This is a genomic window from Dactylosporangium aurantiacum (genome assembly GCF_000716715.1).
GTDB lineage: Bacteria > Actinomycetota > Actinomycetes > Mycobacteriales > Micromonosporaceae > Dactylosporangium > Dactylosporangium aurantiacum.
Map to the genome: position 1 here is coordinate 13,023 of NZ_JNYJ01000047.1, position 16,628 is coordinate 29,650.

Below are 16,628 nucleotides of genomic sequence, written 5' to 3' on the forward strand. Positions count from 1 at the left end.
CGAATGGACCAACCTGACGGCGGCGTGGCCTACCGCACCGCCACCGCCCGCACCCTCGACTGGGTCGACGGCGCCATCGAGACCACCGACCAGACCCAGCTGCCGCACCGGCACCACCGGCTGCGCATCACCACCGTCGACGAGCTGATCGACGCCATCCAGCGGCTCGCGATCCGCGGCGCACCCGCGCTCGGCATCGCCGGGGCACTCGGCGTCGCCCTGTCCGCGCACCGGCACCACGACGGCGACTACCCGCGGGCCGTGCACGACGACGCGCGCCGGCTCGCCGCGGCCCGGCCCACCGCCGTCAACCTCGAACGCGGCATCCAGGCCGCGCTGCTGCGGGTCCCGGACGGCCCCGACGCGGTCCTGCGGCACGCCCTCGCGCACGCCGACGCCGACCGCGGCACCAACCGCGCCGCCGCCGTCCGGGCCGCCGAGCTGATCACCGCGATCTGCCCGGACCGGCCGCTGCGGATCCTCACCCACTGCCACACCGGACGCCTCGCCACCGGCGGGCGCGGCACCGCCCTCGAGGCCGTCATCGAGCTCGCCGGCAGCGGGCGCATCGAGTCGGTGCTCGCGACCGAGACCCGCCCGCTGCTGCAGGGCGCCCGGCTGACCACGTGGGAGCTGCACACCGCCGGCGTGCCGCACCGGCTGTGCGTCGACTCGGCGGCACCGGCGGCGCTCGCCGCGGGCATGGTCGACTGCGTCGTCGTCGGCGCGGACCGGGTCGCCGCCAACGGCGACGTCGCCAACAAGATCGGCACCTACGCGCTGGCGGTCGCCGCGGCCCGCCACGGCGTGCCGTTCGTCGTGGTCGCCCCGGAGTCCACCGTGGACCGGTACACCCCCGACGGCCGCGGCATCGTCATCGAGCAGCGGCCCGCGCACGAGGTCACCTCGGTCGCCGGCGTGCCCGTCGCCGCGCCCGGCACCACGGCGTTCAACCCCGCGTTCGACGTCACCCCCACCGGGCTCATCACCGCCGTCGTCACCGAGGACGCGGTGCTGCCCGGCGGGCGGCCCGCGCCGGCCCGGGCGGACCTCGCCGGCCGCATCCGGCGGGCGGTGACGACGGTGCCCGGCTTCCCGGACCCCAGCACCGTGTTCCAGGACCTGCGCGGCGTCTACGCCACCCCGGGGCTGCTCGCCGAGGCGGCCGCCGCGGTCGCCGCCGAGTTCGCCGGCGACTTCGACCACGTGGTGGCCGTCGAGGCGCGCGGCTTCCCGCTCGGCACCGCGGTCGCGCTGGCCGCGCGGCGCCCGCTCGTGCTGGCCCGCAAGGCCGGGCGGCTGCCGGGTCCCGTCGCGTCGGCCGGCTACGACCTGGAGTACCGCAGCGACACCGTCGAACTGCAACGCGACGCGCTGCCACCCGGGGCGAGGGCCCTGATCGTCGACGACATCCTCGCCACCGGCGGCACGTTCGGCGCCGTCGCGGGCCTCGTCGCCGGGCAGGGCGCGGCGGTCGCCGGCTTCGCCGCCCTGCTGGCGATCCCCGGCCTGGCCGGCGCCGAACGGCTGGCCCCGGCACGGGTCGCCCTCGTCGCCGGGAGCGGCGCGTGAGCGCGACGTTCGAGACGGCACCGGCGACGCACCCCGGACCGCAGGCCGCCGCGGAGCTGGCCGACGCCTCCCGCCGCCTGTACCGGCGCGGCTGGCTGGAAGGCACGTCGGGCAACCTTTCGGTGCGCACGTCCCCGGACCGGATCCTCATCACCGCCAGCGGACGCGACAAGGGCGAGCTGACCCCGGCCGACACCGTCGCCGTCGACGCGGCCAGCGGCCTGCCGGTGCGCGACGACGGGCCGCGGCCGTCCGCCGAGACGTCCATCCACCTCGCCGTGTACCGGCGGTTCCCGCGCTGCGCGGCGGTCGTGCACGCGCACAGCCCGTATGCCACCGCACTGGCCAGCCGGGAAGCCGGCCGCGGCCGGTCCACCGTCCGGTTCGACGACTTCGAGCTCATCAAAGGCCTCGGCCGCACCGACGGCCGGCTGGTCGTGCCGGTGCTCACCAACTGGCCCGAGGTCCCCCGCATCGCCGCCGACGCCGAGGACTGGTTCGCCGGCGACCCGCGGCACGCCGGACCGGTCCTGCTGATCGCCTACCACGGCGCCACGGCCTGGGGCACGGACCTGCGCCAGGCCCGCAACCACCTGGAATGCCTCGAGGAACTGAGCCGGCTGACGCTGCTGCTCGACCGCTGACCTCACGGAAGGAACCGCCATGTCCCTGCTGCAGATCATGCCCGACGACGACCCCGCCACGGTCCTGCTGCGGACCGACCGGCCCGAGCTGATCACCGAGGCCCTCGCGCCGCTGGCCGTCACGTTCGAACGGTGGCCGGTGCGCCCCCTGCCCGCCGGCGCCTCCCCCGACGACGTACTGGCCGCCTACCGCGACGAGGTACGCCGGCTGTGCGACGACAACGGCTTCCGGCTCGTCGACGTGGCCCGGCTGGTCCCGGACGACGACGACCCGCAGTGGCCGGCGACGGCCCGCGCGGCGCGGGAGAAGTTCCTGGACGAGCACACCCACGCCGAGGACGAGGTGCGGTGCTTCGTCGCCGGCACCGGCTGCTTCTACCTGCACGCCGGCGGGAAGGTCCACGCGATGGTGTGCGAGGCCGGCGACCTGCTGTCGGTGCCGGCCGGCACCCGGCACTGGTTCGACATGGGGGCCCGCCCGGACTTCACCGCCATCCGGTTCTTCGAGGAGGAGGACGGCTGGATCGGCGAGTTCGTCGCCGACAGCATCGCGCGCCGCTTCCCCACCCTCGACGAGCTGCGCGCCGCCCCGGTGGCGTGATGCGGGCCGTCGTGCTGGACGTGGAGGGCACCACCAGCTCCAGCGACCACGTGCACCGGGTCCTGTTCGGCCACGCCCGGCGGCGGCTGCCGCAGTGGCTGGCCGCGCACCACACCGACCCGGAGGTCGCCGAGGCGCTCGCGACGCTGCCGGTCCCTGGCACGGACCTGGCGGGCCGCGTCGCGCTGCTGCGGACGTGGATGGACGAGGACCGCAAGGAGACCGCGCTGAAGACCGTCCAGGGCCTCATCTGGCAGGAGGGCTTCGCCGCCGGCGAGCTCACCTCGCACGTGTACCCCGACGTGCCGCCGGCGCTGCGGGCGTGGCACGCCGACGGGCTGACGCTGTGCGTCTTCTCCTCCGGGTCCGTCGCCGCGCAACGCGCCTGGTTCCGGCACACCCCGCACGGGGACCTGCGGCCGTACCTGTCGCACCACTTCGACACCGCCAACGCCGGCGGCAAGTCCACAGTGGACGCGTACCGGACGATCGCGGCGGCGCTCGGCGTGCCCGGCGACGGGATCCTGTTCCTGTCCGACAGCGGGGCGGAGCTGCGGGCCGCCCGCGACGCCGGCTGGCACGCGGTCGCGGTGTGCCGGGACGGGCGGGCGGCACCGCCGCCGGCGATCCGGTCCTTCGCCGAGCTCGAGGTCACCGCGCGGGGCTACCGGCTCCTGGACACCGCGGCACCGGAGGCCGCCCGGTGAGCGCCCCCACGACAACCATCTTCACCGCGATGACCGCCCTCGCCGAGCGGACCGGCGCGGTCAACCTCGGCCAGGGGTTCCCCGACTTCGACGGCCCGCCGGACCTGCTGCGGCACGCCAAGGACATGATCGACGCGGGGCACAACCAGTACCCGCCGCTGACCGGCGTCCCGCGGCTGCGCACCGCCGTCGCCGAGCAGCGCGCCCGGCGCCACGGCACCGTCTACGACCCGGACCGGGAGGTGCTGGTCACCGCCGGCGCCACCGAGGCCCTCGCGGCGACCCTGCTCGCGCTGTGCGAGCCCGGCGACGAGGTCGTGGTGTTCGAGCCGTACTACGACGCGTACCGGGCCGGCATCGAGCTGGCGAGGGCCCGGTGCCGCACGGTACGGCTGCGGCCGGACGCGACGGGCCGGTTCCGCATGGACCCCGACGAGCTGGCCGCCGCCGTCACCCCACGGACCCGGCTGCTGCTGCTCAACAGCCCGCACAACCCGACCGGCACCGTCTTCGACCGCGCGGAGCTGGCCCACGTCGCCGCGGTCTGCCTGCGCGACGACGTCATCGCGGTCGCCGACGAGGTCTACGAGTACCTCACGTACGACGGCGTCCCCCACGTCAGCCTCGCCGAGCTGCCCGGCATGCGGGACCGGACCCTGGTGATCTCCTCGGCCGGCAAGACGTTCAACGTGACCGGCTGGAAGGTCGGCTGGCTCTGCGGCCCGGCCGGGCTGGTCGAACAGGTCCGGGCGGTCAAGCAGTACCTCACGTTCGCGTCGGGGACGCCGCTGCAGCACGCGGTCGCGCACGCCCTGCCCACGGCCGAGCACTGGGCGCGGGGCCTCGCCGCGACCCTCGCGCAGAACCGTGACCGGCTCGCCGCGGCGCTCGCCGAGGCGGGGTTGCCGCCGTACCGGTGCGCGGGGACGTACTTCCTGCAGGCCGACACCCGCCAGCTCGGCGAGGCGGACGGGGTGCGCTTCTGCGAGCAGCTGCCGCACCGGGTCGGCGTCGTCGCGATCCCCAGCGCCGTCTTCTACGACGACCCCGCCGGCGCGTCGCACGTGGTGCGGTTCGCCTTCTGCAAACAACCGCCGGTCCTGGCGGAGGCGGCGCGCCGCCTCGCCGGCCTGCGCCCCCGTGACCCGTCCGGAACGGAGCGACGATGAACCCCACCCACGACCCGGCCGTCGGCGTCATCGGCGGCACCGGCTTCTACGCGCTGCTCGACGGCATCGAGCAGGTCACCGTCGACACCCCGTACGGCCCGCCGAGCGGCCCGGTCGGCGTCACCACGCTCGACGGGCGGCGGGTCGCCTTCCTGGCCCGGCACGGCGGCGACCACCGGTTCCCGCCGCACCGGATCAACTACCGGGCGAACCTGTGGGCGCTGCGGTCCCTCGGCGTGCGGCAGATCATCGCCCCGTCGGCGGTCGGGTCGCTGCGGCCGGAGCTGGGGCCCGGCTGTCTCGTCGTGCCCGACCAGCTCGTCGACCGCACCACCGGCCGGACCCGGTCGTTCTACGACGACGGGGCGGTGCACGTGTCCTTCGCCGACCCGTTCTGCCCGGTCGGCCGCGACGCGGTGCTGCGGGCCGCCGCGCGGCACCAGCAGGACATCACCGACGGCGGGGTGACCGTCGTGGTGGACGGCCCGAGCTTCTCCACCCGCGCCGAGTCCCGCTGGTACGCCGCGCAGGGCTGGACCCTGGTCAACATGACCGCCCAGCCGGAGACCGTGCTCGCCCGCGAGCTCGCCCTGTGCTACACGTCGGTGGCGCTGGTGACCGACCTCGACGCCGGCATCGACCGCACCGAGGCGGTCAGCCAGCACGACGTCTTCGCCGTCTTCGCGGCCAACATCGAACGCCTGCGCGCCGTGGTGCTGACCGCGGTCGCCGCGCTGCCGGCCCAGCCGGCGTGCGACTGCCAGGCGGCACTGGCCGGCATGAGCGTGCCCGCCTGACCGTCCGCCGCGCCGCCGCGGCCGGGTCGGCGTCCGGGCCCTGCGCCTCGGTCGGGGAACGCGGCCGGCCGGCCGGCTGTACCGCTGCCCGTACCGCTTCCTGTATCGCCGAGCGCCCTACCGCCGGCGCCGGCGGGATGGTGCCATCGAGGCGGACCATGCAGGCACGTTCATCGATGTGCCGCAGACCCCGGAAGGCGGTTCATCACATGCGTTCGCTGTCCAAGCAGCTCCTCGTGGCGGCGGTCATCGGCGCCGTCGGTGCGGCGGTGGCCGCGGTGCCGGCCGAGGCCGCGCCGCCGGCGCTGGTCGTCGACCAGGCCCGCGCCGACGAGCTGGTCTCGGTGGCCGGCACCGACCAGGCGACCTTCGGCGGGGTGAGCGTCGACGCGGCCCGCGGCACGCTCACCGTCCGCTACGCGCCCGGGCGGCTCACCGCGGCCCGGGCCAGGGTCGGGTCGGTCGCCACCGCGCGGCAGGGCGGGCCGGGCCTGCGGGTCGCGCTGGTCCCGGTGCGCCACAGCCTGGCCGAGCTGGACGCGGTGCGCCGGCGGGTGGCCGCCGACCCCGACCGGTGGCAGGTCGGCGGCGCGGCGCTGGCGGAGTGGTACGTCGACGTCACCGGCAACCGCGTCGCGGTCGGCGTGACCCGGCTGTCGCCGCAGCTGGTGGCGGCGGCCCGGGCGGAGTTCGGCGACCAGGTCGCGCTGCACGAGGCCGCGCGGGCGACCCGGGCGAGCCGGACCGCCGACTGGCGGCCGTGGGCGGCCGGCATCCGGATCGCCGCCGGCGGCATCGCCTGCACCGCGGGGTTCTTCGTCGAGGTGCCCGGTACACCCGCCAGCCGCAAGATGGTCACGTCCGGCCACTGCTTCGCCAACGGGGCGGTCGTCACCAACAACGGCGTCTCCATCGGCACCGTGAGCGGCCGGACCGTCGCGAACAACGGCAAGGACCTCGAGTACGTCACGGGCACGTTCACGCCGTGGACGTACAAGGGACCGTCCAGCAGCGACTACGGCGACTTCATCCGCGGCACCAAGGCGTCCGTGGTCGGCCAGGCGTTCTGCACCAACGGCGCGTTCGGCGGCGAGGTCTGCGCGGGCACGGTCGACGCGACCAACCTGTGCGTGCTGATGACCGACGGCGTCACCACCTGCAGCCTCGACCGGCTGGTCAGTAACGGCCCGGTCATCACCCGGCTCGGCGACAGCGGCGGCAACGTCTTCACGTACGACGCGGCCGGCCTGAAGATCGGCGGCATGATCGTGGCGATGTCGGCGGCCGGCACCACGACGTACTTCCACCCGGCCGCGGCCGTCGTGCCGATGGGCTGGCGGGTGTCGGTCGGCTGAACCGGGACGGTCCGGGGCCCGGCCCGGCGGGATGCCGGACCGGGCCCACTGTGGGCCGCTACGCCCAGGTCGCGCTGACCACCCAGCTGACGTCGTCGGTCCAGGCGGCGGTGGCGTCGAACGTGTTCGAGCCGCCGTTGCTGGCGATGTAGACGTTGTTGTTGTAGTGGCGGATGTACCGGCTGGGGAAGTTCGCCGAGGCGAACGAGTTGCCCTGGCCGTTCTTGCCGGCCTGCGGGCAGAACGTCGCGTCGGAGGCGAACAGTGCGCTGCCGTCGTTGGCGTGCAGGTACAGCTGGTAGTTCTGGTGCCGCAGGTAGCTGCCGGCGGCGTTGCGGGACTCGAAGGAGACGCAGGAGCTGTTGGCCAGCCCGGCCCGCACCGTCCACGAGGCGTTGGCCTTATCCGTGGACGAGCTGGACGCGGTGACGACGGCGGTGGCCACCGTGCTGCCGGAGTGGCTGATGTACCGGGTGGTGCAGCAGGCGGTGGTGGCCCGCAGCGACACGTTCGAGCCCGGCGTCAGCGGGCCCGGGTCCGGGTTGCCCGACGTGCTGTACCCGGCGGCGTTGATGTTGGCCTGGACGGCGTCCTCGGTGGCGTTGGACGGGTAGCCCGACGTCATCACACCCTCGTAGAAGGTGCCGGCGGCGCCGTGGCTGTTGTCACCGCCGATGCCGAGGATGATGGCGCCCTCCTTCTTCATCGGGTTGTACCCGCCGACCGTGGGCCGGATGCCGTCCCACATCGTGGTGAGCCCACCCGCCTGCGCGTTGCCGGCCCGGATCGCCCAGTGGTTCGGCTCGCCCTTCACGATCGCGGTCAGGAACCGGTGGCTGATCGTCTGGTTGCCGCTGTTGAGCTTCGGGTCCACGCCCGAGAACAGCCCGTTCTCCAGGTCGGCCATGACCCACGGGCCGTTGCCCGAACCCCTGCCCCACACCGTGTTGTTGCCGAAGTAGATCGCCTCCATGGTGCCGTTGCCGTTGTCGCGGCTGTTGGTCTCGGCGTTGCCGTAGTCGAAGCAGCAGCCGCCGTTGTAGTGGGTGCCGTCGAAGATGGCGTACATGCCCTCCGGCTGGTCGCCCTTGGCGATGCCGTTGGTGGCGTTGTTGCGGTAGCCGGTGCCGGGGGCGACGAACACGCCGTACGCCTTGTGCCCGGCGATGGTGATCGGTGCCGCCTTGGCGTCGGCGAGGTTGTCGTACCCGCCGGGTGCCGGGCCCTGGAAGCCACCGGGCGGTGCCTGGGTGAGCCGGTTGTTGCGGCCGGTCTGGTCATAGATGATCGTGATGACGCAGCTCGTGTTGGCGCAGAAGCTGTCCTGGGCGGCGGCGTCGGCGTACCCGCCGGCGCTGAGCAGGCCGATGTCGCGGGTGGCGTTGTCCGAGGACCGGCGCACCTGGTACAGCGGACCGTTGTACGCGCCGTACAGCGCCCGGGTCGTGCTGTGCGCCGCGACGCACGGGGTGCCGCCCGCGGCGTAGATGTCGCACGGCTGGCTGGTCGCCGCCTGGGACGTGCCGGTGCCGACGAGCAGGCCGGCGACGAGCGCGGCCGCGGCGGCGAGCGCCAGCACGGCGCCGCGGAGACGTCGACTTCGTGACCGTAGAGGCATGGTTGGTTCCTTCCTGCGTTGGGGTGTGGCCGTGCGACCGCCACCGCGGGCCGGTCCGGCGGCGCGGGCAGGGCGGTGCACGGTGCGATCGCCGCCGGGGAGTGCGGCGGCGGGGGTGCGGCGGCGCTGCGCGGCTCCTCCCGGACCGCCGTCGCCGGCACCGGCGCGGGACCGTTTCGGCGGAGGCCCGGCGTCCGATGTGAGCGCTAACGTAACGCTGCGGGATCGATCTCCGCAACTGGCATCGGCGACTTTTGTCTGCCGGGAAAAAAGCGTTACCCACCGAGGATGCGGGACGTCTAGCGGTCGAATCGCGCACGAATCGGCGAAAACCGACAATCTCCGGAGGGGTGGGAAGGGATCGCGCGGCGACCTCGAATGGGAGCGCTCACATCCACCGGTGACCGGACGAGCGCGCTACTCGAGCGGCACCACGCGGAAGTCGGTGACGAAGGCGGTGATCCGCCCGTCGCCGCTGCGGCCCGCCGTCCCCGCCGAGCGCCGCCACCCAGGCCCGCAGCAGGTACCGGCCCGGCGGCACCTCATCGACGAACGGGGTGGTGCGCGGGACCAGCGGGTCGCAGCCGACGACCCTGCCGGTCGGCAGCGTCACCGGCCCGAGGTCGTACGGCTCCACACGATAGGTGGTCCCGTCCCGCTCGGCGCGGTGCCCCGCGGTCAACAGCAGACCGAGATCCGGCACGTACGGCATGGCGCGGTCAGCTGAGGCGCTGCTGGAGGTGGACGGTGACGGTGTCGCCGGGCCGCTTGCCGATCGCGGCCCGCAGCTCGGCGGTGACGGGCAGCTTGTGGGTGCCGTCGCCGAGCGCCATGAACGACGTGGTGAACGGCGCGTCGTCGACCGTGCCGGAGACCTTGACCCGGCCGCGGGTGCCGAAGTACTCGGCCGAGCCGTCCATCATCACGTAGGTCCAGCCGCCCTTCGCGGGGCTCTGCAGCAGCACCGCCTCGAAGGTGCGGTCGATCGGCCCGACGGCCGGCTTCTCGGTGGTCATCGTGGATCCCTTCAGTGCAACGCGCCGACGATCGCGGCGATGAGCAGCAACTTGAGCAGCCAGTCCCCGGCGTGCATGGCCGCGGTGACCGGGGCGACCTTCTCCCACACCACGGAGCCGGTCAGCAGCGCGACCGGGAACCCGGCCCACAGCACGAGCGCCAGCGGCAGGCTCTCCGGCAGCGACAGCCGGCCGGCCTGGTCGGCGACCCAGGCGAAGACGGCCGCCACCAGCATCGTGCGCAGCAGCTCGGTACCGACCTTCCACGCCGTGGGCCGGCCGCGGTCGAGCACCGCGTCGCCGAGGATCCGCCGCTCGGCCGGGCTGACGACGGCGTAGTAGACGCTGCTGGCGATGAACGCCGCGACCGCGGCCAGCGCGATCCCGAGCACGACCATGGCGGACTCCTTTTTAGTACGTGCCAGTACCATAAGCGCAGGGATTGCGTACTGTCCAGTACTCTTCGGTGATGTCCAAGACCACGGCCGTGCGCCCCCGCGGGCGTCCGGGCGGCAGCAGCGGCGCCGAGCTGCTCGCCGTCGCCCGGCAGGTGTTCCTGGCCAACGGCTACGCGGGCGCCACCATGGACGCGGTCGCGGCCGGCGCGCGGATCTCCAAGCAGACCCTGTACCGGCAGTACCCGTCGAAGGACGAGCTGTACGCCGCCGTCGTGCGCGACTGGGTCGACCGGGGCCACGACGCGATGGTGCCGCACGTACGGGCGCTGCTGGACGCGCCGGACGTGGCGGAAGGGCTGCTGCAGTTGGCCCGGACGATGCAGGCCGGCATCCTGAGCCCGCCGGTGCTGCAGATGCGCAACCTGGTCGCGACGGAGGCCGAGCGCTTCCCGGCCGTGGCGGCGGACTACCTGGCCCGCAGCTGGCAGCGCAACCAGCGGCTGCTCGCCGGCGCGCTGGCGCGGCTGGCGGAGCGCGGCGTGCTGCGCGTCGCCGACGCCGACGTGGCCGCCGAGCAGTTCACCTGGCTCGTCATCGCCGCGCCCCTCAACCGGGTCACCCTGCAGGGCGGCGCGCGCACCGACGACGAGCGGCGACTGGCGTCGATCGCGGCCGAGGCCGTCACCACGTTCCTGAGCCGGTACCGTTCCACCCCGTGACCCACGCCGATCTCGAGATCACCGCCGAGCTCGTCCGGGACCTGCTCCGCGACCAGCACCCCGACCTCGCCGACCGGCCGGTCCGGCTCGGCGCCCGCGGCTGGGACAACCAGCTGTGGCGCCTCGGCGACGACCTGGCCGTCCGGCTGCCGTGGGCGACGGGATCCGCCGACGAGCTGCTGCGCAAGGAGCACGCCTGGCTGCCCGCCCTCGCGGCGCGCCTGCCGCTGCCCGTGCCCGTCCCGCAGCGGCTCGGCGCGCCGTCCGCCCGGTTCCCCCGCCCGTGGCTCGTCACCACCTGGGTCCGCGGTACCCCCGCCGACCAGGTCCCCGTCACGCGCGCCGCGGACGCGGCGGCGGCCCTGGCCGCGTTCCTGACCGCGCTGCACCGGCCCGCGCCGCACGACGCGCCCGCCGGGCGGGACCGCGGCGGCCCCCTCGCGGACCGGGACGAGGCGTTCGCCAGGGGGCTCGCCGCCGCCACCGACCTGGGCCTCGTCGACGACCCGGACGCCGTCCGCGCGGTCTGGCAGGACGCGGTCGCCGCGCCGCCGTGGCCGGGCCCGAAGGTGTGGCTGCACGCGGACCTGCACCCGGCCAACGTCCTCACCGGTGACGGCACGCTGTGCGGCGTGGTCGACTTCGGCGACCTGTGCGCCGGCGACCCCGCCTACGACCTCGCCGCCGCGTGGCTGCTGCTGCCCGACGGCGCCGTCGACGCGTTCCACGCGGCCTACCGCCCGGCAGCGGACGCCGCCACCCTGCGCCGGGCCCGCGGCTGCGCGATGGCCCGGGTGCTCAGCGGCCTGCTCATCGGCGACGCGGGCGTGCGCGGCCTGCCCGGCGGCAAACCCACCTGGGGCCCGCCCGCCCGGGCCGCCCTGCGGCGCCTCGTCGCCATCGCCGGCTGACGCCGATGAGCGACCTGTACATCCGGGTCATCCCGACGGACCCGCGGTGGCAGCCCACGGCCGAGGCGGCCGCCGCCGCGGCGCGGTACGTCGCCGGCCTGTTCGCCGGGCCGGGCGACCACGCCGAGGCGGTCGAGCCGGTGTTCTACGAACGCGTCACGCTGATCGACCCCGGCGAGCACATGCAGGACGTCGGCTGCCCGCGGTGCGGCACCGCGCTCGGCCTCGACTGGCTCTGGGACCTGCTGCGCGCCGCCAACGGCGGGCGGCTCGCCGGCGTGCCGAGCGTGGACACCTTGGACGTGACCGTGCCCTGCTGCGGCGCCGCGCTCACCCTGCCGCAGCTGCGCTTCGGGGCCGAGGTCGGGTTCGCGCGGTTCGAGGTGAGCGTCATGAACTGGACCCGCGACACCTGGGAGCTCAGCGCCGACGAGCTGGCCGCGACCGGCGCGATCCTTGGCCACCCGGTGACCCAGGTCCACGCCCACTACTGAGCGCGAAGGGCGGGTATCCCCTGTGCAGACTGCTGAAATGATTCGGCGCCGCCTTGGCCACGACGGCAGGCGGCGCCTACGCTGACTACCGCATTACCTTGTGACGATCAGGTGATAGCAGGTCCAAACTGCGGCGGCAACCGTCAGTAGGACCGAGGCGCGGATGGTTCGAGGCCAGTCCTTCAGAATTTCTCGGACCGTCCGCGCAATCTCGCGCGCAATAGGCTCCAATCACTTCCTCCTTCCTGGAATTACGCCTGCCCAGCGTTTCCGTCAATCCGCTCCAGACGCGATGCAGCCTGTGCAGCCGGTCGCTGCCCGCGCGACATCGCGGCGGAAACATCTCGGCCGTGACGCAGGATTCCGGTCACTCACACACCTCCGACCGGCCTCGGTTGCGTGCGTGTGCAAAGACCGTACGTGTTCAAAGGCATGTCAGGAGAGATCCGACGCCTGAACGACCCGGAATAACTGGGATGAATGCCATGTTCACGACCTCCCATGATTCGCAGATGGCGCCCAACCGGAACGTTCTGGGACAGCCGTTTGACTGATCAGGTGGCCGAAGGCACATCGCGGCGGCGACGGGGGACGCTGGACACCAACTTCATCGGGGAGACCGGCGTCGGCGTACAGCAGGAAAAGCATGACAGATGTCCGCCACCTGCGAAATCAACGGTGTGTCGCCCGCGCGACTCGTGGCGCCGTCGCCGGCGGGGCCATCGGCGGGACCGCCGCTCAGGGTCGGCGGTTGAGCTCCTCGCGGACCGCGGTCACCGCCGCCACGACCCGGTCCAGCTCGGCGCGCAACGCATCCAGCTCGGCGGGCAGGTCGGCGGCGCGGGCCCGGGTCTCCAGGTCGCGGCCGAGCCGGGCCAGGGTGGCCGCGCCGACATTGCCGGCGGCGCCGGTCAGGGTGTGCGCGGCGCTGACCACGCCGGCCGTGTCGGCGCGCTCGACCGCGTCGGCGAGGCGGTGCAGGGTCTCGGGGGCCTTCACGCAGAACGCGTCGAGCACCCGGTCGACGAGCTCGATCTCCTGCGGCGACGGGTCGTCGTCGGTCAGCTCCCGGACTCGGGCGCGGATGCCGTCGGCGACGGCCGGCACCGGCTGCGGGTCGACGCCGTCCGCCGCGGCGCCCGCCGTGCCGCGGTGCAGGGCTGCGGCGAGGTCGGCGGGGCGGATCGGCTTGCTGAGGTAGTCGTCCATGCCGGCCGCCGCGCACGCCGTACGGTCCTCGATCAGGGCGCTCGCGGTCAGCGCGATGATGTGCGGCTGCCGGTCGGCGGGCAGCTCGGCCCGGATGCGGCGGGTGGCGTCCAGGCCGTCCAGGACCGGCATCTGCACGTCCATGAGCACCGCGTCGTAGCGGGCCCGGTGCACCGCGGCGACCGCCTCGGCGCCGTCGGCGACCACGTCGGCGCGGTGGCCGAGCCGGTCCAGCATCATCGTGGCGACGGTCTGGTTGACCTGGTTGTCCTCGGCGACGAGGACCCGCAGCGGGCGGGCCGGCGCGGGCGCGGCGCCGGGCGCGGCGTCCTCGACGCCGGACGGCAGCGGGTTCAGGACCCGGGCGAGGGTGGCGCGCAGCGCCGCCGCCCGTGCCGGCTTGGTCAGCACCGCGGCGAACCGCCCGCCGAGGTGGCGTTCGCCGGAGGCGTTGACGCTGCTGAGCAGGATCAGCGGCAGGTCCTCGGTGGCCGGCCGGGCACGCAGCCGCACGGCCAGCTCGTCGCCGTTGACGTCGGGCATGTGCATGTCCAGCACGCCGACGTCGAACCGTTGCCCGTCCTCGACGAGCGCCAGCGCCTCGTGGGCCGAGGCGACGGCGGTGTACGTCATGCCCCAGCCGTGCAGCTGGCCCTGCAGGACGCGCCGGTTCGCGGTGTTGTCGTCGACGATGAGCGCCGACCGGCCGGTCAGGTCGACCGGGGCGCGGTCCGCGGCGGGTGGGGTGGCGCTGGTGTGCAGCACCGCGGTCACGGTGAAGGTGGAGCCCAGCCCGGGGCGGCTGTCGACGGTGATGTCGCCGCCCATGGCGCGGGCCAGGCGGCGGCTGATCGCCAGCCCCAGGCCGGTGCCGCCGTAGGTGCGGGTGGTGGAGGTGTCGACCTGGCTGAACGAGCGGAAGAGCCGGTCCATGCGTTCGGCCGGGACGCCGATGCCGGTGTCGGACACCGCGAGCCGGACCTGGACCCGCCCCGCCGCGTCGCCGTGCAGGTCCTTTACCTCACCGGAGACGATGATCTCGCCGGTGTCGGTGAACTTGACCGCGTTGGACAGCAGGTTGACCAGGACCTGCCGCAGCCGCGTCACGTCGCCGCGCAGCGGCCGGGCACCGCCGACGTCGGCGACCAGCTCGAGGCCCTTCGCCGCCGCCGGCACCGCGACCAGTGCGAGCGCGCTGTCCACGCACTCGCGCAGGTCGAACACGGTCTCCTCGAGCTCGAGCTGCCCGGCCTCGATCTTCGAGAAGTCCAGGATGTCGTTGATGATCGCGAGCAGCGCCTCGCCGCTGTCGCGCACGGTCGCCGCCAGGTCCCGCTGCTCGCGGGTCAGCTCCGTGTCCAGCAGCAGCCCGGTCATGCCGATGACGGCGTTCATCGGGGTGCGGATCTCGTGGCTCATCGTGGCCAGGAACGCCGACTTCGCCTGGGTCGCCGCCATCGCCTCGTCGCGCGCCCGCAGCACCACGCGGGTGGCGGCGTTGACCGCGGCGGCCATCTCGGCCAGCTCGGCGGGTCCGCGCACGGCCGCGCCGTCGGACGGCTCGCCGGTGGCGACCCGGCGGGCGGCGGCGGTCACGGCCGCGATCGGGCGGGTGACCTTCCGGGTCGCCCACCACGCGCCGGCCGCGGCCACCACGGCGACGCCGAGCGTGATGCCGAGGATCCAGCCGCGGGTGGCGGCCGCGGCGGCGGCGCTGTCGCGCTGCCTCGCGGCGAGGACCCGCTGCTGGTCGGCGGCGAGGTCGTCGAGGAACCCTTCGATGACCGTCATGTCCCGCACGCCGCGGTCCGTGGCGACCAGCCGCTGGGCGGCCTCGAACCCTTCCGCGCGGCGCAGCCGGATCGTCTCGGCCAGCTCGGCGAGCTTGTCGGCGACCGGCGCCTGCAGGTCCTGCACCGTCCGCCGCTGGCCGGGGTCGCCCGCGGCCGCCGTGCGCAGCCGCCGCATGGTCCGCGCGACGTCGCCGACCGCCGCCGTGTACGGCCGCAGGTACACCTCGTCGCCGGTGATGACGTAGCCGCGCTGGCCGCGTTCGGCGTCCTCCAGCTGGGTGCGCAGCAACCGGATGTCGTCGCCGACGGCGTGGCTCTGCTCGACCACGGCCCGGTCGGCCAGCAGCACCCCGATGCGCAGGTACGCGGCCGCACCGACCAGCAGCAGCCCGCCGATGGCCAGCACGTAGCCGGCGGCCAGCAGCCGCGCCACCGTCCAGCCCCGCGGACCGCGCGGTGCCGACTCGTCCATCGTCCCAGCCCTCCGACGCTCCTGTCGGTCTATCGGCCGGGCCGGGCACCCACTTGAGCCCGACGGCCGTGCACCGGACGCCGGGGGCGCCCGGCGTTGCGAGCGCATTGCGAGCCACGGCCGCCAGGATGGGCCGGCGCCATCCAGCCATCGCGTGGAAGGAGCCGTGGCATTGGAACGAACGGTCGTTTCCGAACCGACGGGAGGACATCGGATGAGCACCATGACACGACGGTCGCTGCTGCTGGCCGGGGCGGCGGCCGGGGCCGGGGCGGCCACCGCCGGGCTCGTCGCGCCGGGCACGGCACACGCGGCGCGGACCAAGAACCTGCTGCTGGCCGGGCAGTTCGGCAACCTGAGCCTGGTGACCCCGGGCGGGGCGCTGCTCATGTACTACCACAACAACTGGCAGTGGGGCAGCGGCTCGTGGCTCGGCCCGTTCCACCGCGGCGACGGCTTCCAGCGCTTCAGCCTGCTCGCCTCGACCGGCATCAACCACACGTACGACAACCTCTACCTCGCCGTCGACAGCTCCGGCGTCTACGGCTACTACTGGTCCTACCTCGCCAACAACGGCGCCGGCGCCTGGCAGAACGGCGGCGCGCCGGTGGAGCTCGCGCCGCGCAGCTGGACCGGCTGGCAGAGCCTCAAGTTCCTGGTCAGCGGCGGCTACGACGACGGCATCGACCGTCCCGACGGCACCGAGCCCGGGAGCATCTTCTACACGGTCGACACGCAGGGCCGGCTGTACTGGCACCGGTACGTCGGCGTCCCGGGCGTGAACGGGCACTGGGCGCTCAACAGCGGCCGCCAGATCGGCATCGGCTGGAACGGCTTCGTCTACGTCACCGCCGAGCCCGAAGGCACCGTGTGGGGCGTCGACGCCGACGGCAACCTGCGCTGGTACCGGTACCGGCACGCCAGGCGGGGCGACGGCGACACCTGGGAGGCCGGAGCCGGCACCGTCGTCGGGACCGGCTGGCGGGGCGGCACGTACGGTTTCCAGACCGTGCAGTCGGGCGGCCAGGGCCGGATGTACATGGTCGACCGCGACGGCGACCTGCGGTGGAACTACGACGCCTGGTACCGCTACGAGTACCCGTCCTGGTATTACCAGACGGACCCGCCGAAGATCGGCACCGGCTGGATGTAG

At 74.3% G+C, this 16,628-nt stretch carries 16 protein-coding genes; 11 read left to right on the forward strand and 5 right to left on the reverse strand.

Translation table 11 applies throughout. The features are described from left to right. Positions 1-3 precede the first annotated feature (3 nt). The 7 genes from mtnA to OP18_RS39800 all read left to right on the forward strand — a co-directional run bounded on the left by mtnA (position 4) and on the right by OP18_RS39800 (position 6,845). Positions 4-1,572, forward strand: a complete 1,569-nt coding sequence (gene mtnA, locus OP18_RS54565) for an S-methyl-5-thioribose-1-phosphate isomerase (protein ID WP_063745718.1) — start codon at positions 4-6, stop codon at positions 1,570-1,572. Continuing rightward, positions 1,569-2,216: a methylthioribulose 1-phosphate dehydratase gene (mtnB, locus tag OP18_RS39775; RefSeq protein ID WP_052388021.1), complete on the forward strand. Its 648-nt coding sequence runs from the start codon at positions 1,569-1,571 to the stop codon at positions 2,214-2,216. The genes mtnA and mtnB overlap by 4 nt, the downstream gene beginning before the upstream one ends. 19 nt (positions 2,217-2,235) lie before the next feature. Next, a complete protein-coding gene (locus OP18_RS39780) occupies positions 2,236-2,817 on the forward strand; it encodes a 1,2-dihydroxy-3-keto-5-methylthiopentene dioxygenase (protein WP_033364369.1) in 582 nt (193 codons plus the stop codon). Further along, entirely contained in the window at positions 2,817-3,524 is a 708-nt protein-coding gene (gene mtnC, locus OP18_RS39785) for an acireductone synthase (protein ID WP_063745719.1), read from the forward strand. The genes OP18_RS39780 and mtnC overlap by 1 nt, the downstream gene beginning before the upstream one ends. After that, on the forward strand, positions 3,521-4,693 hold the full coding sequence (locus OP18_RS39790) for a pyridoxal phosphate-dependent aminotransferase (protein WP_033364370.1): 1,173 nt from the start codon (positions 3,521-3,523) through the stop codon (positions 4,691-4,693). The genes mtnC and OP18_RS39790 overlap by 4 nt, the downstream gene beginning before the upstream one ends. Then, complete coding sequence (locus tag OP18_RS39795; protein ID WP_033364371.1) at positions 4,690-5,490, forward strand: S-methyl-5'-thioadenosine phosphorylase; 801 nt, start codon at positions 4,690-4,692, stop codon at positions 5,488-5,490. Before OP18_RS39790 ends, OP18_RS39795 begins: the two co-directional genes overlap by 4 nt. Positions 5,491-5,699: 209 nt before the next feature. Then, the gene (locus OP18_RS39800; RefSeq protein ID WP_033364372.1) at positions 5,700-6,845 is read left to right on the forward strand and encodes an alpha-lytic protease prodomain-containing protein; all 1,146 of its coding nucleotides are present in this window, start codon (positions 5,700-5,702) and stop codon (positions 6,843-6,845) included. Positions 6,846-6,903: 58 nt separating this feature from the next. On the opposite strand, the gene OP18_RS39805 is transcribed toward OP18_RS39800, so the two are convergent. The 4 genes from OP18_RS39805 to OP18_RS39820 form a co-directional block, all read right to left on the reverse strand. After that, positions 6,904-8,463, reverse strand: a complete 1,560-nt coding sequence (locus tag OP18_RS39805; protein WP_033364373.1) for an alpha-L-arabinofuranosidase B — start codon at positions 8,461-8,463, stop codon at positions 6,904-6,906. Positions 8,464-8,851: 388 nt separating this feature from the next. Further along, positions 8,852-9,166, reverse strand: a complete 315-nt coding sequence (locus OP18_RS39810; protein WP_245635690.1) for a DUF4241 domain-containing protein — start codon at positions 9,164-9,166, stop codon at positions 8,852-8,854. 16 nt (positions 9,167-9,182) lie between these two features. Beyond that, complete coding sequence (locus OP18_RS39815; RefSeq protein ID WP_033364374.1) at positions 9,183-9,479, reverse strand: DUF1905 domain-containing protein; 297 nt, start codon at positions 9,477-9,479, stop codon at positions 9,183-9,185. An 11-nt stretch (positions 9,480-9,490) separates the two neighbouring features. Beyond that, complete coding sequence (locus OP18_RS39820) at positions 9,491-9,877, reverse strand: DUF1761 domain-containing protein (RefSeq protein ID WP_052388023.1); 387 nt, start codon at positions 9,875-9,877, stop codon at positions 9,491-9,493. A gap of 71 nt (positions 9,878-9,948) precedes the next feature. On the opposite strand from OP18_RS39820, the gene OP18_RS39825 reads away from it, so the two are divergent. Genes OP18_RS39825 through OP18_RS39835 form a run of 3 tightly spaced genes read left to right on the forward strand, consistent with a single transcriptional unit; the run spans position 9,949 to position 12,001 of the window. Further along, positions 9,949-10,596, forward strand: a complete 648-nt coding sequence (locus tag OP18_RS39825) for a TetR/AcrR family transcriptional regulator (RefSeq protein WP_052388024.1) — start codon at positions 9,949-9,951, stop codon at positions 10,594-10,596. Next, positions 10,593-11,507, forward strand: a complete 915-nt coding sequence (locus tag OP18_RS39830) for an aminoglycoside phosphotransferase family protein (RefSeq protein WP_033364376.1) — start codon at positions 10,593-10,595, stop codon at positions 11,505-11,507. The genes OP18_RS39825 and OP18_RS39830 overlap by 4 nt, the downstream gene beginning before the upstream one ends. 5 nt (positions 11,508-11,512) lie before the next feature. Further along, a complete protein-coding gene (locus tag OP18_RS39835) occupies positions 11,513-12,001 on the forward strand; it encodes a hypothetical protein (RefSeq protein WP_033364377.1) in 489 nt (162 codons plus the stop codon). A 738-nt stretch (positions 12,002-12,739) separates the two neighbouring features. Here OP18_RS39835 and OP18_RS53710 read toward each other — a convergent pair. Continuing rightward, positions 12,740-15,475, reverse strand: a complete 2,736-nt coding sequence (locus tag OP18_RS53710) for a hybrid sensor histidine kinase/response regulator (RefSeq protein ID WP_052388025.1) — start codon at positions 15,473-15,475, stop codon at positions 12,740-12,742. Between the two features lie 214 nt (positions 15,476-15,689). Between OP18_RS53710 and OP18_RS39845 the strand changes: the two genes are divergently transcribed. Next, positions 15,690-16,628, forward strand: a complete 939-nt coding sequence (locus OP18_RS39845; protein ID WP_033364378.1) for a tachylectin-related carbohydrate-binding protein — start codon at positions 15,690-15,692, stop codon at positions 16,626-16,628.